The organism is Kitasatospora sp. NPDC059160, assembly GCF_042755465.1.
In the GTDB taxonomy this organism is placed as follows: Bacteria; Actinomycetota; Actinomycetes; order Streptomycetales; family Streptomycetaceae; genus Kitasatospora.
Genome location: NZ_JBHZCN010000034.1, coordinates 11,005 through 35,887, shown reverse-complemented (window position 1 = coordinate 35,887; position 24,883 = coordinate 11,005). Strand labels below are relative to the sequence as shown.

The window sequence follows — 24,883 nt, the reverse complement described above, 5'->3', positions numbered from 1 at the left end:
CGCCGCGAGCGGGGCCGGTGGGGCTGGTGGGTGGGAGCGCCGCCGCCTGGGTAGGGGACCTGGACGGACGCCGTCCGATGATCATAGTTTCTCTGTGTGCGATAGGTTCACGGCACGGACGGCGGCGGGAACGAGGAGGGCACGATGGCCGTTTCGCTGGCCAAGGGGCAGAAGATCAGCCTGGAGAAGCCGGGCGGTGGGCAGCTGAGCGTGGTCCGGATGGGCCTGGGCTGGCGGGCGGTGCAGCGCAAGGGCTTCCTGGCCAAACTGCTGTCCGCCGGGCAGGAGATCGACCTGGACGCCTCGGCGGTGCTCTTCGCCCACGGCAAGCCGCTGGACGTGGTCTTCTTCCAGCACCTCACCAGCAACGACGGCTCCGTCCGGCACAGCGGGGACAACCTGGTCGGCGGCTCGGGCGACGCGACCGACGACGAGTCGATCACCGTCGACCTGACCAAGGTGTCCGCCGAGGTCGACCAGATCCTCTTCACCGTGAACTCCTTCACCGGGCAGACCTTCCAGGAGGTCGAGGCCGCCTTCTGCCGCCTGGTCGACGAGACCACCGGCGTCGAACTGGCTCGCTACACCCTCACCGGCGGCGGCCCCTACACCGCCCAGATCATGGCCAAGGTGCAGCGCACACCGGGCGGTTGGCAGATGGCCGCGATCGGCCAGCCCGCCAGCGGGCGCACCTTCCAGGACCTCATGCCGGAGCTGGTCAAGCACCTGTGACCCGGGCCCGGGCTCCGGCGCCTCAGTCGAGGTCGCGGCGCCGGAACCCGGCCAGGGCCAGCGCGATCAGCGCGGCCGCGACCAGGGTCAGCACGATCGGCGGCGCCCAGTCCATCCGGGCCGCCGGGAGCCGGGGCACCCGGCCGAACGGGGACAACCCGTCCAGCCCCCGGGGCAGTTGCAGCAACGGGCCCAGGTAGCCGATCACGAACGCGTACGCCGGGACGGCCCAGGCCAGCGCCGTGGCCCGGGGCAGCCAACCGTGGACGGCGGCCGCGAAGCCCACCGTCACCCACAGCGCGGGCACGAAAACCAGCGCCGCACCCAGCAGCCGCAGGAACACGGCACCGTCGCCGGTCGACAGCGCCCCGGCCAGGCCGAAACCCGTGCCCGCCGCCACCATCACCACGACGGAGCCCAGCAGCGCCGCCGCCAGGTGCCCGCCCAGCCAGCCGGAGCGCGACACCCCCGCGGCCAGCACGGGCACCACCCGCCCGGCGCTCTCCTCGGCGCGCGCACGCTGCGCCGCCAGCACCGCGTAGACGCCGCCGACCACCGCGACGACCAGCATCGTCAGCGCCGCGAAGGAGTCGGCGAGGGAGTGGCCGCCCAGCCGGGCCAGCGCCTCCTTGATCCGGTCGACGTCCCGGAGCATCGAGTCGGCCTCGCCGAGCAGCGAGCCGTACATCGCGCCGAGCAGCAGCAGGGCCGCCGCGAAGCCGCCGATCAGCCCGCGGTGCAGCCGCAGCGCCAGGCCGAACGGGGTGCCCAGGAAGGCGCTGCCGGTGGCCGGGCCGGGGCGGGCCGCGCGCAGCCCGGCGCCGAAGTCGCGGCGGGTGCTCAGCGCGAACCCCGCCACGGCCGTGCCGGCGGCCAGCGCCAGTGCGGGCAGCAGCGGCCACCAGCGGTCCTCGACGAAGGGGTAGCCGCGCTGGAGCCAGCCGATCGGGGAGGCCCAGGAGAGGCCGGTCCGGCCGGTGTCCCCGGCGGCGCGCAGCGCGTAGGCGGCGCCGAGTACGGCGAGGGCGAGCCCGGAGGCCGTCCGGGCGTGCGCGGAGACCTGCGCGGTGACGGCGGCGACGGCCCCGAACAGCAGCCCGCCGACGGCCGTGGCGGCGCCGTAGAGCAGCGCGCCGCCGGCGCCCAGTCCGGGGATGCCGAGGGCGGGCAGGCCCAGGGCGAGCAGCAGGCCGAGGGCGAGGTCGGCGACCGCGGCGGCGGCCAGCGCGGCGGCGAGCTGGGCGTGCCGGCCGACGGCGGCCGAGCGGACCAGCTCGGCGCGGCCGCCCTCCTCCTCGGCCCGGGTGTGCCGGATGACGGTCAGCACGTTCAGCAGACCGGCGAGGACGACCAGCAGGCCCAGCAGCCGGTGGCCGAGCATCGCCCCCCAGGTGTAGTCGGCCAGGTAACGGGCCGGGCCGGTCATGGCGAGTACGGCGGGACTGGCCGAGGCGTGCGCGATCGAGGCCCGGTCGGCGGCGGTCGGGTAGACGGAGTGGACGCTGTCGGCGGTGGCCAGGGTGAGCAGCCCGAGGCCGAGCACCCAGGCGCCCAGCCGCACCCGGTCGCGGCGCAGCGCGAAGCGCAGCAGGGTGGCGGCGCCGGCCAGGGCGGCGGGCCCGCCGGGGCGGACCGGGGCGGCGCCCCGGGCGGTGGGGGCGGTGGTGGCGGTCATCGGACGGCCTCGGGGTCGGGGCGGTGCCCGTTGGCGGCCAGCTCGTCGCCGTAGTGGCGCAGCATGAGCTCCTCCAGGGTGGGCGGGTGGCTGACGAGGGTGCGCAGTCCGGCCTCGCTCAGCATCCGTACCGCGGCGTCGAGCCGGGTGCCGTCCACGGCGAAGCGGACCCGGCGCCCCTCGGTGCGCAGGGCGTGCACCCCGGGCAGCGCGTCCAGTCCGGTGACGGGCCGGTCGGTCTCCGCCTCCACGGTGGTGCGGGTGAGGTGGCGCAGTTCGGACAGGGTGCCGCTCTGCACCACCCGGCCCCGGCGGATGATGCTGACCCGGTCGCCCAGCTTCTCCACCTCGTCCAGGACGTGGCTGGAGAGCAGGACGGTGCGGCCCTGGTCCTTGGCCTGCCGGACGACGTCCTGGAAGACCACCTCCATCAGCGGGTCCAGGCCGGAGGTCGGCTCGTCCAGCAGCAGGAGTTCGGCGTCGGAGGCGAGTGCGGCGACGATGGCGACCTTCTGCCGGTTGCCCTTGGAGTAGCTGCGGCCCTTCTTGGTCGGGTCGAGGTCGAAGCGCTCGACCAGTTCGTCCCGGCGGCGGGGGTCGGGCCGGCCGCGCAGTCGGCAGAGCAGGTCGATCGCCTCGCCGCCGGTGAGGTTGGGCCACAGCTCGACGTCCCCGGGGACGTAGGCGAGGCGGCGGTGCAACTCGACGGCGTCGCGCCACGGGTCCTTGCCGAGCAGTCGGGCGCTGCCGCCGTCGGCGCGCAGCAGGCCGAGCAGGACGCGGAGGGTGGTGGACTTCCCGGCGCCGTTGGGGCCGAGGAAGCCGTGGACCTCGCCGGTCTCGACGGTGAGGTCGAGGCCGTCCAGCGCGGTGGTCCGGCCGAAGGTCTTGCGCAGGCCGGACAGGATGATGGCCTTGGTCATGCTTTCGAAGCTACCGTAGTTTCAGAAAAACGTGAATATTGGGAAGGCGTTAAAGTTCGGTCAGTGGGCGGATGATCTCCGGGAAAGGGGAGAGCGGTGGAACGGGAACCGGAGCGGAGTGCGGAGCAGGGGGCGGCGCCGACGCCGGGCAGGTGGCACGAGTACCAGGCCGTGGCCGACTTCGTGGAGCGGTTCGCGGCCGAGCTGGTGGTCGCCGGCATGGGTCGGATGCCCGCCCGGATCTTCTCCTGCCTGATGGCCGAGGAGAGCGGTGTGCTGACCTCCGCCGAGCTCTCCGAGCGGCTGCAGATCAGCCCGGCGGCCGTCTCCGGCGGGATGCGCTACCTGATCCAGGTCGGTCTGGTCGCCAAGGAGCGCGAGCCGGGCTCCCGCCGCGACCGCTACCGGGTGCTCAACGACGTCTGGTTCGAGTCGCTGACCCGGCGCGACGAACTGCTGCTGCGCTGGATCGGGGTGTTGAAGGAGGGGGAGGTGACCGTCGGCAGGGGCACGGTCGCGGGGGAGCGGCTCGCGGAGAGCGCGGCCTTCTTCGAGTTCATGATCGACGAGCTGCACGGGATGCTCGGCCGCTGGCGCGTGCACCGGGCGGCGCGGCACCTGGAGCTGTAGGAGCTCGGCCCCGACGGCGTTCGCGTCCCGGAGGTGCGGACGGCGGCAGTCCGGCCGGTCGGGCCGTTCTGCCGCCGTCGGCGGTTGGGTGCGGTGCGTCCGCGGGTGCTACTTCTTCGCGCTCGCCGAGGGGGAGGGCGAGAGCGAGGCGCTCGGCGTGCCGGTCGGCGTGCTGGTCGACGCGGCGGAGGTATGGGCGCTGGGGGTCGCGGTGGCGCTCGGGCTGCCGCTGGGGGTGGGCGTCGCGCAGTTCGGGGCGGTGGACGGAGCGGCCGACGGGGTGCCGGTGGGGGTGGACGTCGGGCCGGCGGTGGGCGAGGGCGAACCGCTCGGCGTGGCCGTTCCGGTGGGCGTCGCGGTCGCGGTCGGGCTCGGGCAGGACGTCGGCGTGCCGGTCGGGGTGCCGGACGGCGTGGCCGTCGGGGAGGCGCTGCCGGTCGGCGTGGTGCTCGGAGTCGTCGTCGGCGTGCCGCTCGGGGTGGCCGTCGGGCTGGCGGAGGGCGAGGGCGAACCGCTCGGCGTCGGCGTGCCGGTGGGCTGCGCGGACGGCGTCGGAGTCGGCGTCACCGGAGGCACCGTCGGCTGGCCGCCCGGCGTCGGGCCGGTGCCGGTGCCGCCGGTCGGGGTGGTGCCCGGGGTGCCGGTGCTGCCGGACGGCCGGAGGAAGGGCGAGGGCGTCGAGCCGGGCAGGGTCGGGACGCCCGGGCGGTCCGCGACCGTGGTCACCTGGCCGCTGCCGAAGTGCGCCATCCAGTTGCGGACGGTGCGCAGGTACTCGGTGGAGTTGTTGTAGCTGAGGATCGCCCGGTCCAGCTGGGCCGGGTCGGAGAGGTCCCGGCCGCCCGCGCACAGGTAGCGCCCGGCGGCCTCGGCCGCGTCGAAGATGTTGTTCGGGTCGGCCGTGCCCTTGCCGGTGGTGTCCACGCCCCAGGAGGCCCAGGTGGAGGGGATGAACTGCATCGGGCCGACCGCGCGGTCCCAACGGGAGTCGCCGTCGTAGCGGCCGCCGTCGGTGTCGGGTATCGCGGCGAAGCCGTTGCCGTCCAGCACCGGGCCGAGGATCGGGGTGAGCGTGGTGCCGGCGGCGTCCACCTTGCCGCCGTTCGCCTGGCCGGACTCGACCTGGCCGATCGCCGCCAGCAGCTGCCAGGGCAGGTGGCAGCCCGGCGAACGCTGCGCGAGTGAGGCCTCGGCCTTCTGGTACGCGGCGAAGACGGTGGCGGGCAGCGAGGGCCCGTTGGCGGTGAAGGGGCCGGCCGCGGGCAGACCGGGCTGGGTGCCGGGCGGCTGCGGCAGCTGGACGGCGCTGCCGCCGTCGGCCGCGGTGCCCGGGACTCCGGCGGCCGGACCGCCGAAGGGGGTGGTGGAGCCGCTCGCGGACTGCGCGGCGGCGTCCTGTGCCTGCCCGGTGTCGGCGGCGGCGGCCGGGGCGAGCCCGAGGCCCGACACCTGAGAGCCGGTCAGCGCGGCCAGCGCGGCGAACGCGGCCGCCGTGCCGGTGACCCGCTTGCCGATCCGTACCTTCCGCCCGCCCTTGGCACTGCCGATCCTCGCCGCCATCTGCTGCCCCTCCCCGTCGCCGTCCGGACCCTCCCGGAACGGTTGAGCCTTCGTCATCGTGCCCGCCCGCCGAATCGGCGGCGCCCGCCGCCGCAACGATTAGTATCACGACGATCTGACAGGTCCAGGATGGACGGGAGGCGGCCGCGAACCCGACGACGGGTGAACGCGGTGTCCCGGCCGAGGGCCGGTCGGCCCGGAGCCGTCGCGCGGCGCCCGCTCCGCGCTTCATCTCCGCTGCCGGTAACGGGAGTTGGCCGTGGGGCCAACGCCGGTCGGCCGGGCGCCCCGGTGGTCGGACGGGCGGTTCGAAGCGCGGGGGTGGTGCGTGGGCGTCGTTTCGGGCTCCCCGGCGGCGCCCGTCGCGAACCCCGCTGACCTGGCCCGATGCCCGCCCCCGTGGGCGGCCTTCCCTAGCAGGACGGACGGTCGGGCGCCAGGGGGCGTCCCCAACTCGGCCCTGGACGGATGACGTTCAGGTGAAAGTGGGCATGCCAGGAATCCCGGTCCGGCATGCTGTGCCGCGTGACCATGTGGATGGAGGCCGAAGCCGTGAGCGCGAACCTGCCGGAGACCGTCGCCGAGGGGGCGGTGGTCCTGCCGGCACCCCCTCGGGTGGTGGACGACCTGGCCCGTGACCTGACCCAGGCCGCCGCCGCCGTCCGGGCGGTGTCGCGCAGCGGCCGCACCACCGGCGGGGACGTCGCGGTCGCCGCCTACACCGCCGTGGTGTGCACCGGGCGTTCGGCAGCGCGCGCCCTGGAGGAGGCCGCCGCCTGGTGCCGGCAGGCCCCGGAGGCCGAGGTGCACTCGCTCGCCTGGGCGCGGGTGCCCGGGCACCGGCACGACGTCTTCGAGTACCGGGTCACCATGGCCGTCAGCTTCCCCGACGACGAGACCGGGGAGCACCTCGGGGACACCCACCACTCCCACCGGTGAGGCCGTATGATCACCTGCATGGGTGATCGGGGTACGAACGGGACGGCCGGAGCGGCGGCGGACGACACCGCCAACGGGACTGCGGTGGAGGCCACTTCGGAGGCCGGCGAGCACGGCGACGGCGGCCCGCGCGAACTCTCGCGGGTCGCCGCCGTCGGTGCCACCGTGCTGGCGATCGTCTGCGGCTGCGCGGCGATGCTGGCCGGGCTCCACTGGTTGGGCTGGACCGTCCCGGGCATCGGCTGGATCGTCGCCAAGGCCGGGATCAAGCTGTCGGTGGGCGGCTTCCTCGTCCTGGCCGTGGCCGCCGAGCACCTGCGCGGCAAGCTCCGGCCGAAGTCCCGCTCCTGACCGGCCCGCTCCTGACCGGCCCGCTCCTGACCGGCCCGGCCGGGCCGGTCGGCCGCGGTGCCCGGGGGCTCAACCGGCCTGCGGCGCCGGGCAGGTGAGGTCGTGCTCGGGCGCGCGGCCGTCCAGCAGGTAGCGCTCGACGGTGTCCGTGACGCACGGGTCGGAGCCCGGGTACTGGCCGTGGTTGCCGTTGCTGGTGACCGTCACCAGCCGGGAGCCGCGCAGCGCCCGGTGCGCGCCGAGCGCCGCCTCGTAGTACGTCGCCGGGTCGTGCAGCGAGTTGAGCATCAGCACCGGCGGCAGGTGGGCGCCGGTGACCTTGACCTCGGGCGCCGGGGCGGTCGGCCAGAGCGCGCAGACCGAGCTGAACGCGAGCGTGCGGGCACCGATCAGCGGGTAGCGCGCGGTGTTCTCCGCGCCGCGCTCGATCCAGGTGTCCAGGTCCTTCGTCCACGGGGTGTCGCCGCACGTCACCGAGAAGTACTCGGCGAGGAACTCCGGGCTGAGGTACTGGCCGAACAGCCGGCGGGCGGTCTCCTTGGCGGCCGGATCGGCCTGCTGCCAGTCGTCCAGCGCGGTCAGTCCGCTCGCCAGCAGGGGGAAGGCCTTCTCGCTGTAGATCGCGTTGATCGTGCCGTTGTCCAGCTGGTTGGGGCCGAGCGTCAACGACCCGTCGGTGATCGGCGCGTCGTGCAGCGCGGCGCGCCGCTGCTCCCAGTGGGCTCCGACCTCCGCCGGGGTCGAGCCCCAGTGGTAGGTGGCATCCCGGGCGGCCATCCAGGGCAGGAAGTCCTCCTCGAAGCGGCGCTGGAAGCTCATCGGCTGGCCCAGTTCGTACTGCTCCCAGGTGCCGTCGAAGCCGATGTTGCTGTCCAGTACCATCCGCTCGACCCGGTGCGGGAAGAGCGTCCCGTAGTAGGCGCCGATCATGGTGGCGTAGGAGGCGCCGTAGTAGCTGATCTTCTTCTCGCCCAGCAGCGAGCGGTACAGGTCCATGTCGCGGGCGGTCTGCTCGGTGGTCAGGTAGGGCAGCAGGTCGCCGCTGTTCTTCTCGCAACCCTCCACCAGCTTGCGGGAGTTGGCGATGACCCGGTCGACCGCCTCCGGGGACCGGTCGCGGTAGTCCCCGGCCAGGAACTCCTGGAACTCCTCCGGGGTCTGGCACGCGACGTGGGTGCTGCGGCCGACGCCGCGCTGGTCGAAGCTGACGATGTCGTACGCGGCGGCCACCGCGGGGGCGCCCTGGGCGAGGTCCATCGGGCGCAGCAGGCCCTGCCCGCCCGGGCCGCCGGCCGTCTCCATCAGCGCGCCCTTGCGGTGGGCCTGGTCGGTGGCGCGGTGCCGGGAGACGGCGATGCTCAGGTCGTCGCCTGCGCCGGGGTGGTGCCAGTCGCGCGGGACGGCCATGGTGGCGCACTCCAGGGCCGGTTGGCCCGCGCAGGGCTGCCAGTCGAGCGCCTGCCGGGCGTAGCGGGCGGGGACGCGGTCGGCGTCCCCCGGGTTGCGGCCGGAGTCGGCGTTCGCGGTGGCGGGCAGGGCGAGGCCGGCGAGGAGCGCGGCGGCGAGGGCGGCGGCGCGGCGGCCGTGGGATGCGGTGGTGTTCACGGGAACGATCATGTCCCGCCGGACGGCTGACGCACGATGAGGCAGGAGACCGCCTTCGGGGTGGTGCTGGATACACCCCCGGGCGGGGGTATCCAGCACCACGGCCCGGCGGGGGGCGTTTCAGCAGCGGTTCCGGCGGGTGGTTCCGGCGGGTGGTTCGGGCGGGTGCGGTTCCGGAGGGCGGCTCAGTAAGCGGCGGTGAACCGGGCACGTCGGTGCACGGGCCGCTCCGCCTCGTCCAGCAGCGCGACGGCGAGGTCCTCCATGGAGATCGCCGAGTTGCCGTCGGCGTCGACCAGCAGCTCGTCCCGGCCGAGCCGGAACCGGCCGGTGCGCACCCCGGGTTCGAGCAGGGCGGCCGGGCTCAGGTACGTCCAGTCGACCTCCCCGTCCGCGCGGTAGAGCTCCAGCTGCTCGCCGCAGGCCAGGGCGATCGGTCGGATCTCCGCGGGGAAGCCGGGCGACTCCACCAGGATCGTGCCGTCGGTGCCCGGCACGGTCAGGCTGCCGGCCCCGCCGACGGCGAGCAGGCGCACGCCGGTCCCGGCGAGGCCGGCCAGCAGACCCCGGGTGGTGGCGGCCAGCTCGTGCTCACGGCCGGGCGCCGGGCGGGTGGCGGTGACCGCCAGGTCCTGGCCGGCGACGATCCGGGCGACGTCGGCGGGCTCGCCGGCATCGCCGACGGCGAGCGTGACGGTGGCCGGCAGGCCGTGCGGCTTGGCGGGGTCGCGGACGACGGCCGTCACCTCGTGGCCGCGGGCGAGCGCCTCGGTCACGACCCGTCGGCCGACGTTGCCGGTGGCGCCGAACACGGTGATGCGCATGAAGGTCTCTCCTCGGTTCCTCTGAACGGGACTGGGACGGGGCAGGGGTGGGGTGTCGTGCGGTGTGCCGTGTGCGAGGTGCGAGGTGCGAGGTGCCGGGTCAGGCGTTCTCGCGCACCGGGTCCGGCCGGAGGTCCGGTCCCGGTCCGGTGGACGGCGGGGCGGCCCGGCGGGGCCGCTGGGTCTGGGCGACGATCAGCGAGCCGAGGACCACCAGCGCGCCGAGCGCCTGCAGCGGGCTCAGGTCCTGTCCGAGCACCAGCCAGCCGGCCAGGGTGGCGACCACCGGGCTGAGCAGGGAGAGGAAGGACAGCGAGGTCGGCGGCAGCGAGCGCAGCCCGCGGAACCAGACGGCGTAGGTGAGGGCCGCGCCGATCAGGCAGAGGTAGGCGTAGCCGAGCAGGTTGTCGGCGGTGTAGTGGGTGGGCGGGGCGCCCTCGCTCAGCAGGGTGGCCGGCACCAGCAGCAGGCCGCCGGCGGTGAGTTGCCAGCCGGTGGTGGCGAGCAGCGGTGCGGGGGAGAGCCAGCGCTTGGAGAGCACGACGCCGAAGGCCATCACCACCGCGCCGCCGAGCGCGGCGGCCACCCCGGCCGCGTCCAGCCGGGCGTCGGCGCGCAGCACCAGCAGGCTGACGCCCGCCACGCCGGCGATGCCGGAGAGCACGGTGCGCAGGGTGAGCCGGTCGCCGAGCAGGGCGGCCGAGAGCCCGGCGGTGACCAGGGGCTGGACGGCGCCGACGGTGGCGGCGATCCCGCCCGGGAGGCGGTAGGCGGCGATGAACAGCAGGGCCTGGAAGGCGCCGATGTTGAGGGCGCCGAGGACGAGGGCGCGCCACCACCAGTCGCCCTTGGGCAGGGCGCGGGTGAGGGCGATCAGCAGCAGTCCGGCGGGCAGGCAGCGGATGACGGCGGCGAGGAGCGGGCGGTGGGGCGGGAGCAGTTCGGTGGTGACGAGGTAGGTCGTCCCCCAGACCGCGGGTGCGAGGGCCGTCGTCAGCAGGACGGCGAGGCGATTACTTAGCACTAAGCCAATGTATCTCAGCGCTAAGGCATTCTTCGGCGGATCCCACCGGTGATGTGGCTCACAGTTACCTCATCGCTAAGGAATCCGACGGGCATCGCTTACCCTGAACCCGTGGCAGATCATCTCGACCGCGTCGTCGCGCAATGGGGCGCCGAGCGCCCCGACCTGGACGTCTCCCCGATGGAGGTGTTCGGACGGCTCAAGCGCCTCTACCGCCTCGTCGACGCCGAACTCAACCGCACCTTCGCCGAACACGGCCTGGACGCGCCCTCGTTCGACGTCCTCGCCACCCTCAAACGCAGCGGCCCGCCCTACCGCCTCACCCCCACCGGCCTGATGCAGTCCGCCATGGTCACCTCCGGTGCCATCACCCAGCGCCTCGACCGCCTGGAAGCCCGCGGTCTGGTCACCCGGACCCGCAGCGACCAGGACCGCCGCAGCCGCGACGTCGAACTCACCCCCGAGGGCCACGCCCTGATCGACCGCGCCCTCCCCGACCACATCGCCACCGAGCACCGCATGCTCGCCGACCTCGACGAGGCCCGCAGGGCCGCGCTCGTCGACGCCATGCGCGCACTGCTCGCCGACCTCGGGGACGACCCGGCCGGCTGACCCGCGGGTCGGCCGGAGGTTCGACCGGCCGTTAATCGATTGCCGGGGCGGGCCGCCCCGCCTTGGATGGCGGCCATGGACCACCCCCTCTGGACCGCACTCCCCGCCGACGTCCGTCGCACGGTCGACGAACACCTCGCCGTACGGCGCCACGTCCACGCGATCAAGGCGATCCGCGACGCGTCGCCGGAGCCCGTGCCCGGCATCCGTGAGTGCGTCGACCTGATCGCCGACCGGATGGCGGAACTCGGTCCTGAGCCCGATCCCTCGGAGAACGGTCCGACCCCGCCGTCCGCCCCGAACGGCTCTCCCCGCCACGGTGGTTGACGCGAACTGGCCGATTTCGGAGTGACGCTCCCGGGAGCTGTTCCGGGACCATTGCACCGAAGGCGAGACATGTCCGGAAGGAGATCGTTCCGATGCGTATGCGCGACGCGGTGCTCGTGCTCGCTTCCGCCGCCCTGACAGCGGCGGTCGGTGCCGGTACGGCCGCTGCCGCCCCGAAGAGTGGGGCGGACGTGAACCTGTGGTCCCCGAAGGGCTTCAAGGCCGGAGTCGAGAAGTCCTGGACGGGTGACGGGCACAAGGGCTACAACGGTCAGTTCGCCTGGTTGACGCGGAGCGGCAGTGTCTGGGTCGAGGTGCGGATCAGCTGGGAGTCCGGCGGCCTGGAGCAGAAGAAGGTCACGTTCGGGAAGCAGTACTCCTACAAGGGCGCCTATGAGGTCTACCTGCGTGCCTGCGACTCCAGCGGCTGTGGCGGCTGGTGGTAGGCGCCGACCCCGTACGCGTCAGGGGTTGACCGCGACCGCCTTGAAGAAGGTGTAGTGCAAGGTCCCGCCCGGTTCGGCCGCCCGGCGCAGGTCGGCGATGCCGCGGTCGAAGGCCTCCGGGGTGGTGAGCCCGGCGGCCAGGGCCTCGGGCCGGACGGCCTCGACCATCGGGACGAAGGTCCGCCGGGTGAAGCCCTCCACCAGGGCCGGGCGGCCGTCGTCGGCGTAGACCGTCCGCGGGCGGACCGTCACGTCCGCGAACCCGGCCGCCGTCAGCAGCGGGTGCAGCCGGCGCCCCACCAGGGCGTCGCCGCCCGCCCCGGCCTGGAGCCGGACCAGGTGGTCGACGGTGCGGCGGGCCGCCGGGGTCTCCGGGTGGAAGAAGGCCGAGCCGTGGTCGCCCTCGATCACCGTGATCGTGCCGCCCGGCCGCAGCACCCGCCGCAGCGCGGCCAGCCCGGCCGTCGGGTCGGGCAGGTGCTCCAGTACGAAGCACAGGAAGACGTGGTCGAACGCGCCGTCCGGGAAGGGCAGTCGGTGGAGGTCGCCGTGGTGCCAGGTGACCTGGGCGGCCGGCGCCGCGGCGGCGATCCGGGCCCGGGCCTGGTCCAGCGACCGCGCGGAGACGTCCGCCGCCGTGAGCAGCACGCCCGGGCTGGTGGCGAGCAGGTGCGCCGTCTGCGCCCCCACCCCGCAGCCCGCCTCCAGCACCCGGCTGCCCGCCGGGTAGGCGGTGCCCGAGTGCAGCAGCTCGGCGAGGGTGTCGGCCTGGTCGCCGAGGCGCTGCGCCTCGGTGTCGGAGTAGCCGTGGACGTACGGGGTGGCGGGGAGCGGGGTCGTCTCGGTGGTCATGGCTCAACCCTCGCGTCAGTATGGACCGGTGAACAGGTCCAAAGCCGCCGCGAACGACAGGTCCAAAGAGGCCGGACCGGCCGGGGAGGTCGGGGAGACCGGTGTCGACTTCCTCCAGCTCGATGCCGCCGAGGCCCCGCCGGGCGGCCTCACCGACTGGCTGGCCCGCCGGTTGCGCGAGGCCGTCGCCGACGGGCTGCTGCCCGCCGGCACCCGACTGCCCGCCAGTCGGGTGCTCGCGGCCGAACTCGGCGTCTCCCGGGGCGTGGTGACCGATGCCTACCGGCGGCTCGCCGAGGCGGGGCAGCTCGCCGGGCGGGGCCGGGGCGGGACGGTCGTGGTCGCGTTGCCGCCGGCCGCGGTTCCCACCGAGGTTCCCAGCGCGGTTTCCGCCGCTGTGCCGGCCCGCCCGGCACCCGCGCTGTTCCGGGACGACCCCGACCCCGAGGTGTTCGACCACCTGCGCGCCACCCCCGCCCGGATCGACCTCACCCCCGGCGTGCCCGACCTCGCCGCGTTCCCCCGCGCCGCCTGGCTGCGGGCCGAACGGGCCGTCCTCGACGGCCTCGCCGCGGCCGACCTCGGCTACGGGGACGTCCGCGGCACCCCCGCCCTGCGGCAGGCCGTCGCCCACTGGCTCGCCCGCAACCGGGGCATCCGCGCCGACCCGGAGGAGGTGCTCGTGGTCGCCGGGACGGCCCAGTCGCTCGCACTGCTCGGCCGGGCCTTCGGCCGGATGGGCATCACCGAGGTCGCGGTCGAGGATCCGGGCTCCCTCGGCGCCCGCCAGCACCTCGCCCACTGGCTCGCCGCCACCCCGCCCGTCCCGGTGGACGCCGAGGGCATCCGGGTCGACGCGCTGCGCGCCACCGGCGCCCCCGCCGTGCTGCTCACCCCCGCCCACCAGTACCCGACCGGTGTCGTCCTCGGCGGCGAGCGGCGCCGTGAACTCCTGCGCTGGGCGGGCGAGGGCGGTCTGGTCGTCGAGGACGACTACGACGCCGAGCACCGTTACGACCGCCCGCCCGTCCCCGCGCTGCGGGCCGAACTGCCCGACCGGGTCTGCTACGCGGGCAGCACCTCCAAACTGCTCGCCCCGGCGCTGCGCACCGGCTGGCTGCTGGTGCCGCCGCCGCTGCGTGCGGCCGTCCTCGACGCCAAGCGCTTCGCGGACCTCGGCAACCCGGTGCTGCCCCAACTGGTGCTCGCCCGGCTGATGGAATCCGGTGAACTGGAGCGCCACCTGCGGCTGTTGCGGCGCCGCCACCGTCGCCGCCGGGACGCGATGATCGCCGCCGTCCGTACCCACCTCCCCGCCGCGACCGTGCACGGCGCGGCCGCCGGGCTGCACCTGATGCTCACCCTGCCGGAGCAACTCGGATGCAGTGACGTGGAGTTGGCCACCGCGGCGCTCGCCTGCGGCGTCAAGGTCCAGCCCCTGTCCTGGCACGCCCGCCTGCCGTTCCCGCCCGGTCTGGTGCTCGGCTACGCGGCCGGCCCGCCGGGCGACATCGCCGAAGGCATCGCCGTCCTGGGGGAGTTGGTCCGCCGGGCCTCGGCCGGCCGCAATTCGGGTGCCCGCCCGGCTCCTGCGTGATCGAATCGACCACCATGAGGACGACGAAACCCGCTGCACCGGAGCGAGCCGACCTGCTGGCCAGGATGGAGCGGAACCTGGCCGAGCACGCCTGTCACCTGCACCGCCGTACCGCGGGCATGACCGTCGCCGACGCGGACGACCTGACGGTCGCCGACAGCGGCCTCGACGACGACACCTTCAACATCGTCGCCCTGGCCCGCTTCCGCCCGGACACCGCCGACGCGCGGATCGCCGACACCGTCCGGGACCTGGCCGCCAGGGGGCGCCCGTTCTCGTGGTGGGTCGGCCCGGCCTCGACCCCGGCGGACCTGTCCGCCCGCCTGAGCGCCGCCGGCCTGGAGGCGTCCGAGCGGGAGACGGCCATGTGGGCGCTCCTGGACGACGCCCCACCGCCCGAGCACGTCACCGGGCTCGACATCCGCGCCGTGACCACACCCGAAGGCCTCGCCGACCACGCCTCGGTCGTGGCCGCGAACTGGGACCCGCCGGCCGCCACCGTGCGGCGGTTCTTCACCCGTGCGGCGGAGTCGGCACTCGCCGACGACTGTCCGGCCCGCTACCTGGTCGGCTACGTCGACGACCGGCCGGTCTGCTCGGCCGAGGTCCTCCTGCACGCCGGAGTCGCCGGGATCTACAACATCGCCACGCTGGCCGCCCACCGCCGACGCGGCTACGGCGGCGCCGTCACCCTCGCCGCCCTGGCGACGGCCCGCGCCCACGGGCACCGGATCGCCGTCCTCCAGGCCTCGGCGGAAGGCCGGCTGGTCTACCGCCGCCTGGGCTTCCACGACTGCGGCGAGTTCGTCGAGCACGCCGTCTGAGGCCCACCGCACGCGGCCGGGGGCCAACGGGGGCCCGGCCCCGGTGCCGGTGCCGGTGGCGGGGCCGGTGGCGGGGCCGGTGGTGTGCGGGCTGCCGTCCGGCGGGTTCCTGGGTACGCTGACGGACCGTATGCCGTTGCTGACCCTGGAGGGACGGATGGCCCCGTTACGTCGGATCGCCCGGTTGACGTCAGTGGTGTTGGTGGTGGCGGCCGTGCTCGGCCCCGTCCCCGCCGGGTCGGTGACGCGCGGGAGAGGGCTCCCCGACGAGAGGAACCCGGCGATGACCGGACGGCACCAGGACGCGCGTCAACTCGCGGGTCGGCGCATCGTGCTCTCCTACCCCGGCCCGACCCCGCCGCCCGGGGTGCTGCGGGCGATCCGGGAGGGCCGGGCGGCCGGGGTCATCCTGTTCGGTGAGAACGTCACCGGTCCGGAGCAACTGGCCGAGGCGGTGGCCGCGTTGAAGCAGGCCGCCGCCGAGGCCCCGGACGCGCGCCCGCTGCTGCTGATGACCGACCAGGAGGGCGGCAAGGTGCGCCGGCTGCCGGGGGCGCCGGAGCTCTCCGCCCGCCGCACCGGGACGGCCCCGGATCCGTTCGCCGCCGCCGTGGACTCCGGCGCCGGGGCTGCCGGAACGCTCGGCGACGCCGGGTTGAACGTCAACCTCGCCCCGGTGCTCGACGTCTACGACACCCCGGGCAACTTCATCGACCGCTACGAGCGCTCCTACGGCCAGGACCCGTCCACGGTGGGCGCGTTGGGCAGCGCCTTCCTCGCCGAGCAGCAGAGCCGGGGCGTGGCGGCCACCGCCAAGCACTTCCCCGGCCTGGGTGCGGCGGCCCGGGACGAGAACACCGACGCCCGCCCCGTCACCCTCCCCGTCCCGCTGGACCGGCTGCGCTCCCGCGACGAGGCCCCGTACCGGGCCGCCATCGCCGCGGGCGTGCGGATGGTGATGGCCTCCTGGGCGGTCTACCCGGCGCTGGACCCGGACCGCCCGGCCGGGCTGTCGCCCATCGTGGTCCAGGGCGAACTCCGTGAGCGCCTGGGCTTCGACGGCGTCACCGTCACCGACGCCCTGGAGGCCGACGCCCTCACGCCGTACGGTCCGACCGGCCCGCGTGCCGTCGCCGCCGCGGCGGCCGGGATGGACCTGATCCTCTGCTCCGCCCGCGACCCCCAGCAGGGTGAGGACGCCACCACCGCCCTGGCGGCCGCCCTGGACTCCGGCGGCCTCGACCGCGCGGCCTTCACGGAGGCCGTCGCCCGGGTGGACGCGCTGCGGGAGGACTTCGGCTGACGGCGGCCCGCGCGGCCAGGGCGGCCAGGGCAGCCAGGGCGGCCGACCGGGCGGCCCCGCTGCTCGGTCCGGCCGCCGGGCCAACGGTTCATCCCGGGTTCAACGGGCCGACGCCCGGCGAGGTGCGGGGGTTCGCCTTGCCGGATGGGAACACGCCATCGTAGGCGTGCTTTCGGTCGGAGGCATTGGTTCGAAGGGGAAGTGGCACTTGGGGGTTTGAATCGCATGGCAGAGTTGCAGTCAAGGCACGCATGAAATGTCACATGTGCCATGACACATTGCTCGATCCCCGTCCCACGCGTTCATTCCTCACACCCTCCGAAGGAGGAGCCATGAACCGCATCACCCGCGCTACCCGCATCACCCGCATCACCCGGATCGCGGCAGGCGCGGCCGGTGCCGTCGCGCTGCTGGGCGCGCCGCTGCCGGCGGCCGCCGCCGGGCAGGAGTCCGCCACCGTCACCACCTGCGGGCACTCCGGCCTCCAGGCCGGACTGTCCACCAGGGTCTGCGCGGACGTCACCGGTGACGCCGTCGTGCTGTACGGCCTGATCGGGCTGGCCGGCCCGCCCTCGCCGGGAACGCCGTGGCCGCCGGCGCCGCAGGCGCTGGTCACCCGGCTGTCGGCCGATCTGGCCGGCGTCGGCCCGCTCGGTGCGGTGGCCGGGCGCACCGAGTTCAGGGTCAGCACGGTCCGGGTGGACGGGGTCGGTGCCACCGTGCCCTGCGGGTCGGTCGTGCACGCCTCCCTCGCGGTGGAGGGGAGCTTGCGGGGACCGGCCCCGGTCACCGTCGATGTGCCTGTAGGCTGCTGACGGCTCGTCACCCAGACTGCCGGGCCCGGGAGTTGGCAGCGTCCCGGGTCCGGCCCTTCGCCGTCCCGATCCGGCCGTCGATGTGGGAGAGGTCACCTTCCACTGTGACGACTTGAAGAAATCTTCATCTGTGGCGATGATGCCTACCGGCCGTGGCACGGACCCCGCCCGGCCGGGCGACCAGGCCGCCACCGAGCCGGATCGAGGGAGAGAACGGGCCATGCCGGTCCCGCTGTACCAGGCGAAGGCGGAGTTCTTCCGCACCCTCGGCCACCCCGTCCGGATCCGGGTCCTGGAACTGCTCCAGGACGGCCCCCGGCCGGTGCGCGAGCTGCTGGCGGAGATCGGTATCGAGCCGTCCAACCTCTCCCAGCAGCTCGCGGTGCTGCGCCGCACCCAGCTGGTCACGGCCACCCGCGAGGGCAACACGGTGGTGTACGCGCTCAGCACCCCGGACGTCGCCGAGCTGCTCAGCGCGGCGCGGCGGATCCTGACCGAGCTGATCACCGACCAGGGGGCGCTGCTCACCGAGCTGCGCGCCGCCGGTGGCCGGTCGCCCCGCTGAGTCCGCAGCCGGCAGCCGGCAGCCTGCAGCTTCGCGCCCACCGGCGGGCGACCGTGACCGTGACCGACCCGAGGAGAACAGCCCGATGGGCGACAGCGCCAACAGTGCCGACAGCACCGGCGAGGAGAAGCGCCGCCGCAAGGCGATGCTGATCCGCGCCGGCATCTACATCTTCGCCACCCACCTGTTCGCGGGCTTCGTCCTGCTGCTGTTCGCCCTCGGCGACCGCAAGTAGCCGTCCGGCCCGGCCGCGACGCCCGTCAGCGAGCGCGGTCGCCCGGTACCAGGTAGCGGTCGCTGGTGCTGGTCCAGGCCTGGACGCCGGCCACCAACTCCCGGGTGCCGTCCAGGTACCAGCGCCCCGCCGGGTGGCGGCGGCCCAGGTCGCGGCGCAGCCGCTCGTTCTCCCGGTGCAGGGTGCCGACCCGGGTGCGCACCGCGCGCACGGCCCGGCTGCGGGTGCAGCCGCGGACCCGCTGGAGGGTGAGGACGGTGTTGAACGCGGCGGCGCTCTGCCGTTCCTCCCGCTCCAGCGAGTAGAGGTCGTTGATCAGCGTCGCGGCGTCGGCGGTGTTGGCGCGCAGGCGGTGCAGTGCGGGTTCCGCGTGCAGGGCGGCGGGGGCGTCGGCGCCGTGGACCCGTTCCAGTATGTTCATGAACGGGTAGACGCAGCTGCCGTGGCGGCGCAGCCGCATGGTGTCGGCCAGGCCGAGGCCCAGGGCGGGAACGGTGCCGCGGGCGCGGTGCTCGGCCTCGGCGGGGAAGGTGGCCAGGCAGGCGCGCCACTCGCGGGCCGCCCGGGCGCGCCAGTCGGGGGAGGTGGACCGGCGCTGACGGTCCCAGAGCTCCTGCCAGGCGGTGAGGAGCAGGTCGCCCGGTGCCGCGGGGCGGGCGTCGTCGTCGAGGGCGGAGATCAGCGGGTCGACCAGCGCGTGGGCCTCGGCGGGTCGGCGCCCGGGCGGGCCGTCGAAGCGGTCGTCCAGGACGGTGAACCAGCCCAGCATGTCCACCAGCAGGTCCAGGTCGGTGCCCCGGGCGCGGGGGAAGGCGTGGCCGATCAGCTCGTGCAGGGCGTAGGCCCGGTAGTCGGGGAGCTCGGTGGGGGCGAGCAGGCCGTGGCGGACCGCCCAGTCGGCGTGCCGGTCGGCGGCGGCGCGCAGTTCGGCGGGCGGCCGGGGGAGGGGTACGGCGGCGGGCGCGCCGGGGCGGGCCGCGGTGCCGGTGAGCGGACAGCCGGCGGAGTGCGGCCGCTCCGTGCCGGCCCCGGCCGGTGCGAGGCCTGTGGTGCTTGCGGTGACCGCAGCGTCCGCCGCCACGTCCCGCCCTGCCGGGGCGGAGGCGGCGGCGCTCGGCACGGCGGAGCCGCGCGGCACCAGCCGGACCCGCAGGCCGTGGGCCTGGACGGTGGTCCACACCACCTCCCGGGCCCGCGACCCCGGCACCGCCACCGGCCGCCAGCGGCGCAGGATCGCGGCGGCCGCGACGGTCAGCTCGGCCCAGGCGAAGGCCTCGCCGATGCACTTGTGCTTGCCCGCCCCGAAGGGCAGGAAGGACGGTCGCCCGAGCCCGCCGCCGTCCTGCCAGCGCTCGGGCCGGAAGCTCGACGGGTCGTCGTAGCTCAGCGGGTCGCGGTGCAGCGCGGTGAGGCTGTACAGCAGCTCGGTCCCGGCCGGGATCCGGTACGGGCCGAGGTCGACGGGCACCCGGGCGGTGCGCATCAGGAAGGCGTTGGGGGCGTGCAGCCGCACCACCTCCTGGGTGACGCCGCGGGTGTACGTGAGCCGGGCGAGCGCCTCGGGGGTGGGGGTGGTGCCGGCGGGCAGGTGCTCGTCCAGTTCGGCCAGGACCCGGGCCTCCACCTCGGGGTGGCGCAGGAGTTCGTCGAGCAGCCAGGTGAGCGTGGTGGAGACGGTCTCGGTGCCGGCGCCGAACATGGTGATGGCCTCGGAGCGGACGTCGGCCTCGGTGAGCGGACGGCCGGTGGCCGGGTCGGTGGCGGCGCGCAGCAGGGCCGGCAGGGTGCCGCCGCGCTGGTCGGGCCGGGCGCGTCCGGGGCGGCCGTTGACGGCCTGGTCGACCACCCGGTTGAGCACCCGGACGGCGGCGTCGAAGCGCCGGTTGACGGGCAGCGGGAGCCGGGCGAGGGCGGGGTGAGGGTAGAGGGACTGGACGATCTGGCCCTTCACCAGGTCGGGCAGCGCCCGGTGGAAGGCGAGGGTGGCGTCCTCGCTGAGCCGGGCGTCGAACAGCGAGCGGGTGACGATCTCCAGCGCGAGGTGGTTCATCTCCTTGGCCACGTCGAGGACTTGGCCGGCGCGCCAGCGGCCGGCCCGCTCCTCGGTGACCTGGTGCATCACGGCCAGGTAGCCGGCCGTCCGGTCGGGGGCGAAGGCGGGTTGGATGATCCGGCGGCGGTCGCGGTGCGCCTGTCCCTCGGACATCAGCAGGCCGTCGCCGAAGGCGGTCCTGAGGGTGTCCTGGACGGCGCCGCGCGGGCAGTCGTGGGCGAGGGCGACGAGCAGGGTGTGGACCAGCCGGGCGTCGGTCACCACGCAGACGGTGCGGGGCCCGAGCCGGATGCGGACCACGCCGCCGTGGCGGGCCAGCGAGCCGAGGAAGCCGAGCGGGTCGCGCAGCAGGGCGGCCGCGTGGCCGAGGCCGGGCAGGGCGCCGGGGGCGAGCGGCGGGACGGCGGCTCGGGTGGCGGGTGCGGGGGGTGGCGTGGTTCTCGGGGGGACGATCCGTTTCCGTGTCTCTGCCAGCAGGGCGTTGGTCGGCAGGGTCATGACACTTCCTCTCACCAGAGGGGCCGGTGCGGGCGGTACCGGGGGAAGGCACCGGCCGGCCGGCCGGGTGGCGGGGGCCGACGAGCGCGGAACCCGCGTGCGCCAGGGGCGGAGGGCGCACGCCATGGGAAACGCGCCGGTGCGACGGGCGTTGCGCCGAACGCGCCCGGATCACTCCAACGGACGATCATCGTGTCGGCGCTGCGCCCGTCCGTCCGTCAGGCCTGCCGCCCGGCCCCCGGGGCGGCCCTCGGCCCGGTCCGTCATCCGGCCCTCGCCCGGCCCTTGCCCGGTCCTTCGTCCGACCCTCGGCCCGGTCCTCCGCCCGGTGTCGAAGCGGCCCGCTTCCGTCGCCCTGACCTGCGTCGATGCCGTCCACGCGGTGGCCCGTACCGGGCCCCGGCGGGAGGGTCTTTGGACCCTCGCCGCACGGTCGCGGGGACGCCAGCATGGTGGGTGGAGAAGGAGGAACCTGATGACCCGTCTGCGCCACCGGCCCGCCCTCGACGTCCGGGTGGAGATCCGCGGCGAGCTGCCGCGCGAGGACGCCGAGTACGCCCGGAGCCGGGCGCAGGACACCGCGGTGCTCCTGGGCCCCGACGTCCACGGACTGCGGCTGCGGCTCACCCGGGCCCGCGATCGCATGCTCACCCGGCCCGCGCTCGCCCAGGCCGACGTCGAGCTGGACGGCACCGGCCCGGTCCGGGTCCAGCTGGCCGCCGGCACCGCCCGGGAGGCCGTCGACCTGGTGCTCGGCACCCTGGCCGGCCGGGTGTCCCGGCTGCGCGAACTGGGCGACATCGGTCTGGCCGCCGTGCACGAGAGCGCCTACCGGCCGCAGTGGGCCGACCGGCCGCTCGCCCGGCGGCGGATCGCCCGGCACAAGGCGGTCGTGCCCGCCCGCCGCACCCAGGCGCAGGCGGCCCGCGAACTGCTGCTCCTGGACCGGCGGTTCCACCTGTTCCTGGACGCCGACACCGGACGGGACGGCCTGGTCCACCGCTGCCCGCTGAGCGGCGCGGTCGAGCCCTGGCCCGCCGGCGGCGACGCGCTGCCGGTGCTCGACCTCGCCGAGGCGGCCCGCCGGCTCTGGCTCACCGGGCGCCCGTTCGTCTGCCACACCGGCCCCGAGGACGGCCGCGCCCGGGTGCTCTACCGCCGCTACGACGGGCACTACGGCCTGATAACGCCGGTAGCGGAGGGCGGTCACGGGGCAGGAATGCCCTCGGCGCGCGATTGATCCGCGAGGTTCGGCCGCCCGCCGGGCCGGACCGCCCGTCGGACCGCACCTCCCGCCGGGCTCCACCACCCTCCAGACGCCACCAACTCCACGACAGGGGAACGGGACCATGGACTGCGATGACGAGGTCATGCTGACCGTCCGGATCACCGCCGCCGAGCGGGCGCTGCTGCGGGACCTCGCGCGCGGCCACGGCGGCGACGTCTCCGGTGTCGCGGTCGACGGGCTCCTGGAGGTCATCCCCTCGCTGCACGACGACGGTTCGGTGCTGCCGCTGCTGCGGGTCCTGGCCCGGCCCGCGCCCTGTGCGGTCACCCTCTGGCTGCCCGCGCCGGTCGCGGACCTGCTGCCGTTGCTCGGCGAGCGGCTGGTGCGCACCGGCGGCCCGTCGGCGGGCCCGGCCAGTGCCGCGCTCTCCGCCGCGCTGCGGGTGTGGCTCGCCGGGGACCGGGCCGTGCTCGCCGCAGGGCTGGCCCGGTTGCACGGCGGTTGCGGTGCGGTGGGGGTGGCGAGCGGACCGGCGGTCGGTGGTCCGGCCCGGGTCGGGGTCGCGGCCTGAGGGCCGGGGTGAGGGCCGGCCTGGGGTCTGTAGTGAGTCAAGTGACGGATCGTCATATCCCGTATGGCGATGGCATGTCCGGGGCGGAAACCTCCCCGTTCGGGGCGCTGGCCAGCTCCCGGCGGGAGGTCTAGCATTCGACACGGCCCGCCGGGGCGCAGACCCCGAGGGTTCCGGCCGGGTGGCCGCCACCACCCCGTGCCGGGGAGCGCGTACCCCCCGAGTGCGCTCCCCGGCACTTCGCCGCCCGGGCCGCCGGGCCCCGCCTGCCGTTCCCCGTCCGCTCGGCCTCGCCTCGAACGGGCCGGGGACTTTCGCAAGAGGTTTCTGTTATTCCCCGCCGTCCCACCGGCTCTCCCTCGTGTCGGAAGGTTCGGACCCCTCACCACAGGGTCCGGGCCGTCGCACGAGGAAAGGAACGCGATGGGACACCGGAGCAGCGAACTCCGCCGGCGCAGGCGCCGCAGGTTCACCCGCAGGAGCGCCCTGGTCGCCGTGGCGGTCGCGGCCGGACTGGTCGCGGGCACCCTGGGCCTGCGCACCGCGCTGGAGCCCGGGGCGATGCGCAGTACCGTCACGGCGGCGGACGCGCCGCTCGACGCGGTCGCGGACGACGGTGGCCCGGGCGAGACGGGCACCGCCGAGGGCGCCACCAGGGCGCCCGCCCCGAAGCGGGACGAGAAGGCCGCCCCGCCCAAGGCGATACCCAAGGACCAGCCCGACCGCGGCCTGGTCTACGCGGGGTTGACCCTGCCGACCAGTGACCGCTGCGGCAACATGCTGGAGGTCACCGGCAGCGCCCAGTGCAGCCACGGCCCGGACGCGCCGCCCAAGGACGTGGACATCCGCAAGGACGTTCCGCCGGTCGCCGCCCAGGCCGCCCGGGTACCCGCGCTCACTCCGCCCGCCGGCGCCCAACCGCCCTCCACGGCCGATCTGTTGAAGGGCGGCGCGCCCGTCCTCGACGCCACCCAGAAGGCGCTGCTCGGCGAGGCCGGCCAGGGCTCCGCAGCGCAGGACGCCGCCCCGCCCGCGGCCGCCCCGGCCGCCGGAGCGGGCCTGGTCTGCGAGGGTGACGGCAGCAGCGGCAACCGCGTCCAGGTGGTGTACGTGCACACCCCCGGCAACGACCGGTTCGCCCAGTACCTGTCCTCCTTCAAGAAGTGGGCCGCGGACGTCGACGTCATCTACGACGCCAGCGCCGCCGAGACCGGCGGCGTGCGGCACGTCCGCTTCGTCACCGAACCCGACTGCACCGCCTCGGTGTTGAACGTGCAGATCTCCGACTCCGAGATCCAGGACTTCAACGCGAGCAACCGCGCCCTGGCCGCGCAGGGGTTCAACCGCAAGGACCGCAAGTACATGATGTTCACCGACGCCAAGGTGTACTGCGGGATCGGCACCTTCGCCGGTGACGAGCGCCCGGGCCAGGACAACCTCAGCAACTTCGGCCCCTCGTACGGCCGGACCGACTCCGGCTGCTGGAGCGGAACCACCGCCGCGCACGAACTCGGCCACAACCTGGGCGCGGTGAACAACAGCGCGCCCAACTCCAGCAAGGCCGGTCACTGCACGGACGAGTGGGACATCATGTGCTACTCGGACGCCCCGTACTACCCGCAGATGCGGATCGCCTGCCCGGACCGCGCGCACGACGACCGGCTCGACTGCAACCACGACGACTACTACAACACCTCTCCGGCACCCGGCAGTTACCTGGCCACGCACTGGAACGTCGCGAACAACCGCTTCCTCATCGCGGGCAACGGCGGCGGGACCGGGCCGAACCCCACGCCGACCCCGACCGCCACCGGGCCGACCCCGACCCCGACCGGCACGGGTCCGACCCCCACGGGCACGCCCACCCGCACGCCCTCGCCGTCCCCGACGCCGACCGGCGGCCCCACCGCCACGCCCACCGGCTCCCCGTCGCCGACCAGGACCCCGGCCCCGGGTGGCGCCGGTCCCGATGTGACGACCAGTCAGATCACCCAGAACTCGGTCGTGCTGAGCTGGAGCCCCGTTCCCGGCGCCGCCGGTTACGACGTCCAGCTGAACGGCCGGACCATCGGTACCGTCAGCTCGACCGTGGTCGGCGTGGTCCGGTTGGCCCCCGGGACCGGCTACACCGTGGCCGTCGCCGTCCGCGACGCCGCCGGAACGGTCGGCAAGCCCGGCCGCGCGGCGAACTTCCGCACCCTCGCCGACACCGGCCGCCCGCAGCCCGGCACCCACTACAGCATGGTCAACGGCCTCACCGGCCAGGCCGCCGACCTGTGGGGCAGCTCGATGAACGACGGCACCGTGGCGATCGGCTACCAGCGCACCGGCTACGCCAACCAGAAGTGGCAGTTCGAGGACGCCGGCAACGGTGCGCTGCGGATCAAGTCCACGCGCTCGGGCAAGTGCCTGCAGCTCGGCGGCACCCCGGTGGCCGGGCAGTACGTGGCGCAGCAGCCGTGCTCCGACACCGCTGAGCAGAAGTGGCAACTCAACGCGGCCGAGGGCGGGTTCACCCTCACCGCCGACGGGACCGGCCTGGTGCTCGGGCTCAGCGACCGTTGGTACTACGGTGGTTGGCTGCTGGAGTTGCAGCAGCCGAACGGCCGGCCGTACCAGAACTGGTCGCTGCTGAAGACCTCGTAGCCCGGTACGACCGCACGATCCCGTATCACCCCGGACTACCCGTACCAC

Annotated in this window: 24 protein-coding genes; 16 read left to right on the top strand and 8 right to left on the bottom strand. The window is 75.0% G+C overall.

Going from position 1 to position 24,883, the window contains the following annotated elements:
- Positions 1–144: 144 nt before the first annotated feature.
- Positions 145–732 carry a TerD family protein gene (locus tag ACFXOZ_RS16800; RefSeq protein WP_375886802.1) on the top strand — a complete coding sequence of 196 codons (588 nt, stop codon included), beginning with the start codon at positions 145–147 and terminating at the stop codon, positions 730–732.
- A gap of 22 nt (positions 733–754) precedes the next feature.
- Here the strand turns inward: ACFXOZ_RS16800 and ACFXOZ_RS16795 are convergent, their stop codons facing one another.
- A complete protein-coding gene (locus tag ACFXOZ_RS16795) occupies positions 755–2,407 on the bottom strand; it encodes an ABC transporter permease (protein WP_380591083.1) in 1,653 nt (550 codons plus the stop codon).
- Entirely contained in the window at positions 2,404–3,330 is a 927-nt protein-coding gene (locus ACFXOZ_RS16790) for an ABC transporter ATP-binding protein (protein ID WP_380591080.1), read from the bottom strand. Before ACFXOZ_RS16790 ends, ACFXOZ_RS16795 begins: the two co-directional genes overlap by 4 nt.
- Positions 3,331–3,426: 96 nt before the next feature.
- On the opposite strand from ACFXOZ_RS16790, the gene ACFXOZ_RS16785 reads away from it, so the two are divergent.
- Positions 3,427–3,960, top strand: a complete 534-nt coding sequence (locus ACFXOZ_RS16785; RefSeq protein ID WP_380591077.1) for a GbsR/MarR family transcriptional regulator — start codon at positions 3,427–3,429, stop codon at positions 3,958–3,960.
- Between the two features lie 108 nt (positions 3,961–4,068).
- On the opposite strand, the gene ACFXOZ_RS16780 is transcribed toward ACFXOZ_RS16785, so the two are convergent.
- On the bottom strand, positions 4,069–5,520 hold the full coding sequence (locus ACFXOZ_RS16780) for a hypothetical protein (RefSeq protein WP_380591074.1): 1,452 nt from the start codon (positions 5,518–5,520) through the stop codon (positions 4,069–4,071).
- A gap of 525 nt (positions 5,521–6,045) precedes the next feature.
- On the opposite strand from ACFXOZ_RS16780, the gene ACFXOZ_RS16775 reads away from it, so the two are divergent.
- Together ACFXOZ_RS16775 and ACFXOZ_RS16770 are read left to right on the top strand one after the other, a co-directional pair.
- Positions 6,046–6,459, top strand: a complete 414-nt coding sequence (locus tag ACFXOZ_RS16775; RefSeq protein ID WP_375886815.1) for a hypothetical protein — start codon at positions 6,046–6,048, stop codon at positions 6,457–6,459.
- 18 nt (positions 6,460–6,477) lie between these two features.
- The gene (locus tag ACFXOZ_RS16770; protein ID WP_380591071.1) at positions 6,478–6,810 is read left to right on the top strand and encodes a hypothetical protein; all 333 of its coding nucleotides are present in this window, start codon (positions 6,478–6,480) and stop codon (positions 6,808–6,810) included.
- A 69-nt stretch (positions 6,811–6,879) separates the two neighbouring features.
- On the opposite strand, the gene ACFXOZ_RS16765 is transcribed toward ACFXOZ_RS16770, so the two are convergent.
- From ACFXOZ_RS16765 to ACFXOZ_RS16755, 3 genes are all read right to left on the bottom strand, one after another.
- Positions 6,880–8,415: an alpha/beta hydrolase gene (locus ACFXOZ_RS16765; protein WP_380591068.1), complete on the bottom strand. Its 1,536-nt coding sequence runs from the start codon at positions 8,413–8,415 to the stop codon at positions 6,880–6,882.
- Positions 8,416–8,600: 185 nt separating this feature from the next.
- Positions 8,601–9,239 (bottom strand): NAD(P)-dependent oxidoreductase, encoded by a 639-nt coding sequence (locus ACFXOZ_RS16760; RefSeq protein WP_380529993.1) that lies wholly within the window; start codon positions 9,237–9,239, stop codon positions 8,601–8,603.
- Between the two features lie 100 nt (positions 9,240–9,339).
- Positions 9,340–10,263, bottom strand: coding sequence for an EamA family transporter (locus tag ACFXOZ_RS16755; RefSeq protein WP_380591065.1), 924 nt, complete (start codon positions 10,261–10,263; stop codon positions 9,340–9,342).
- Positions 10,264–10,374: 111 nt separating this feature from the next.
- Here ACFXOZ_RS16755 and ACFXOZ_RS16750 point away from each other — a divergent pair, with 111 nt between their 5' ends.
- From ACFXOZ_RS16750 to ACFXOZ_RS16740, 3 genes are all read left to right on the top strand, one after another.
- Positions 10,375–10,875 carry a MarR family winged helix-turn-helix transcriptional regulator gene (locus tag ACFXOZ_RS16750; RefSeq protein WP_380529989.1) on the top strand — a complete coding sequence of 167 codons (501 nt, stop codon included), beginning with the start codon at positions 10,375–10,377 and terminating at the stop codon, positions 10,873–10,875.
- A gap of 75 nt (positions 10,876–10,950) precedes the next feature.
- Positions 10,951–11,202, top strand: a complete 252-nt coding sequence (locus ACFXOZ_RS16745) for a hypothetical protein (RefSeq protein WP_380529987.1) — start codon at positions 10,951–10,953, stop codon at positions 11,200–11,202.
- A gap of 92 nt (positions 11,203–11,294) precedes the next feature.
- Entirely contained in the window at positions 11,295–11,648 is a 354-nt protein-coding gene (locus ACFXOZ_RS16740) for a hypothetical protein (RefSeq protein ID WP_380529985.1), read from the top strand.
- Between the two features lie 18 nt (positions 11,649–11,666).
- Here the strand turns inward: ACFXOZ_RS16740 and ACFXOZ_RS16735 are convergent, their stop codons facing one another.
- A complete protein-coding gene (locus ACFXOZ_RS16735) occupies positions 11,667–12,500 on the bottom strand; it encodes a methyltransferase domain-containing protein (RefSeq protein WP_380529983.1) in 834 nt (277 codons plus the stop codon).
- A gap of 28 nt (positions 12,501–12,528) precedes the next feature.
- Here ACFXOZ_RS16735 and ACFXOZ_RS16730 point away from each other — a divergent pair, with 28 nt between their 5' ends.
- The 6 genes from ACFXOZ_RS16730 to ACFXOZ_RS16705 all read left to right on the top strand — a co-directional run bounded on the left by ACFXOZ_RS16730 (position 12,529) and on the right by ACFXOZ_RS16705 (position 17,839).
- A complete protein-coding gene (locus ACFXOZ_RS16730; protein WP_380591062.1) occupies positions 12,529–14,097 on the top strand; it encodes a PLP-dependent aminotransferase family protein in 1,569 nt (522 codons plus the stop codon).
- A gap of 65 nt (positions 14,098–14,162) precedes the next feature.
- A complete protein-coding gene (locus ACFXOZ_RS16725) occupies positions 14,163–14,921 on the top strand; it encodes a GNAT family N-acetyltransferase (protein WP_380591151.1) in 759 nt (252 codons plus the stop codon).
- Between the two features lie 283 nt (positions 14,922–15,204).
- Entirely contained in the window at positions 15,205–16,224 is a 1,020-nt protein-coding gene (locus ACFXOZ_RS16720) for a glycoside hydrolase family 3 N-terminal domain-containing protein (RefSeq protein ID WP_380591059.1), read from the top strand.
- A 332-nt stretch (positions 16,225–16,556) separates the two neighbouring features.
- Positions 16,557–17,039, top strand: a complete 483-nt coding sequence (locus ACFXOZ_RS16715; RefSeq protein ID WP_380591056.1) for a hypothetical protein — start codon at positions 16,557–16,559, stop codon at positions 17,037–17,039.
- Positions 17,040–17,259: 220 nt separating this feature from the next.
- Positions 17,260–17,604, top strand: coding sequence for an ArsR/SmtB family transcription factor (locus ACFXOZ_RS16710; RefSeq protein ID WP_375886846.1), 345 nt, complete (start codon positions 17,260–17,262; stop codon positions 17,602–17,604).
- Positions 17,605–17,689: 85 nt separating this feature from the next.
- Positions 17,690–17,839 (top strand): DUF6126 family protein, encoded by a 150-nt coding sequence (locus tag ACFXOZ_RS16705; RefSeq protein WP_375886849.1) that lies wholly within the window; start codon positions 17,690–17,692, stop codon positions 17,837–17,839.
- 25 nt (positions 17,840–17,864) lie between these two features.
- Here ACFXOZ_RS16705 and ACFXOZ_RS16700 read toward each other — a convergent pair whose 3' ends face one another.
- Positions 17,865–20,390, bottom strand: coding sequence for a cytochrome P450 (locus ACFXOZ_RS16700; RefSeq protein WP_380591052.1), 2,526 nt, complete (start codon positions 20,388–20,390; stop codon positions 17,865–17,867).
- A gap of 475 nt (positions 20,391–20,865) precedes the next feature.
- On the opposite strand from ACFXOZ_RS16700, the gene ACFXOZ_RS16695 reads away from it, so the two are divergent.
- The 3 genes from ACFXOZ_RS16695 to ACFXOZ_RS16685 all read left to right on the top strand — a co-directional run bounded on the left by ACFXOZ_RS16695 (position 20,866) and on the right by ACFXOZ_RS16685 (position 24,835).
- Entirely contained in the window at positions 20,866–21,630 is a 765-nt protein-coding gene (locus ACFXOZ_RS16695) for a sigma 54 modulation/S30EA ribosomal C-terminal domain-containing protein (protein WP_380591049.1), read from the top strand.
- A 109-nt stretch (positions 21,631–21,739) separates the two neighbouring features.
- Positions 21,740–22,189, top strand: coding sequence for a hypothetical protein (locus ACFXOZ_RS16690; RefSeq protein WP_375886857.1), 450 nt, complete (start codon positions 21,740–21,742; stop codon positions 22,187–22,189).
- A 423-nt stretch (positions 22,190–22,612) separates the two neighbouring features.
- Positions 22,613–24,835 carry an RICIN domain-containing protein gene (locus tag ACFXOZ_RS16685; protein ID WP_380591046.1) on the top strand — a complete coding sequence of 741 codons (2,223 nt, stop codon included), beginning with the start codon at positions 22,613–22,615 and terminating at the stop codon, positions 24,833–24,835.
- The last annotated feature ends 48 nt before the right edge of the window (positions 24,836–24,883 follow it).

Bases quoted from the DNA above. Each gene is read 5' to 3' on its own strand.
- ACFXOZ_RS16800 (WP_375886802.1), top strand. From the start codon at position 145: ATGGCCGTTTCGCTGGCCAAGGGGCAGAAGATCAGCCTGGAGAAGCCG.
- ACFXOZ_RS16795 (WP_380591083.1), bottom strand. From the start codon at position 2,407: ATGACCGCCACCACCGCCCCCACCGCCCGGGGCGCCGCCCCGGTCCGC.
- ACFXOZ_RS16790 (WP_380591080.1), bottom strand. From the start codon at position 3,330: ATGACCAAGGCCATCATCCTGTCCGGCCTGCGCAAGACCTTCGGCCGG.
- ACFXOZ_RS16780 (WP_380591074.1), bottom strand. From the start codon at position 5,520: ATGGCGGCGAGGATCGGCAGTGCCAAGGGCGGGCGGAAGGTACGGATC.
- ACFXOZ_RS16770 (WP_380591071.1), top strand. From the start codon at position 6,478: ATGGGTGATCGGGGTACGAACGGGACGGCCGGAGCGGCGGCGGACGAC.
- ACFXOZ_RS16760 (WP_380529993.1), bottom strand. From the start codon at position 9,239: ATGCGCATCACCGTGTTCGGCGCCACCGGCAACGTCGGCCGACGGGTC.
- ACFXOZ_RS16745 (WP_380529987.1), top strand. From the start codon at position 10,951: ATGGACCACCCCCTCTGGACCGCACTCCCCGCCGACGTCCGTCGCACG.
- ACFXOZ_RS16740 (WP_380529985.1), top strand. From the start codon at position 11,295: ATGCGTATGCGCGACGCGGTGCTCGTGCTCGCTTCCGCCGCCCTGACA.
- ACFXOZ_RS16735 (WP_380529983.1), bottom strand. From the start codon at position 12,500: ATGACCACCGAGACGACCCCGCTCCCCGCCACCCCGTACGTCCACGGC.
- ACFXOZ_RS16725 (WP_380591151.1), top strand. From the start codon at position 14,163: ATGGAGCGGAACCTGGCCGAGCACGCCTGTCACCTGCACCGCCGTACC.
- ACFXOZ_RS16720 (WP_380591059.1), top strand. From the start codon at position 15,205: ATGACCGGACGGCACCAGGACGCGCGTCAACTCGCGGGTCGGCGCATC.
- ACFXOZ_RS16715 (WP_380591056.1), top strand. From the start codon at position 16,557: ATGAACCGCATCACCCGCGCTACCCGCATCACCCGCATCACCCGGATC.
- ACFXOZ_RS16710 (WP_375886846.1), top strand. From the start codon at position 17,260: ATGCCGGTCCCGCTGTACCAGGCGAAGGCGGAGTTCTTCCGCACCCTC.
- ACFXOZ_RS16705 (WP_375886849.1), top strand. From the start codon at position 17,690: ATGGGCGACAGCGCCAACAGTGCCGACAGCACCGGCGAGGAGAAGCGC.
- ACFXOZ_RS16700 (WP_380591052.1), bottom strand. From the start codon at position 20,390: ATGACCCTGCCGACCAACGCCCTGCTGGCAGAGACACGGAAACGGATC.
- ACFXOZ_RS16695 (WP_380591049.1), top strand. From the start codon at position 20,866: ATGACCCGTCTGCGCCACCGGCCCGCCCTCGACGTCCGGGTGGAGATC.
- ACFXOZ_RS16690 (WP_375886857.1), top strand. From the start codon at position 21,740: ATGGACTGCGATGACGAGGTCATGCTGACCGTCCGGATCACCGCCGCC.
- ACFXOZ_RS16685 (WP_380591046.1), top strand. From the start codon at position 22,613: ATGGGACACCGGAGCAGCGAACTCCGCCGGCGCAGGCGCCGCAGGTTC.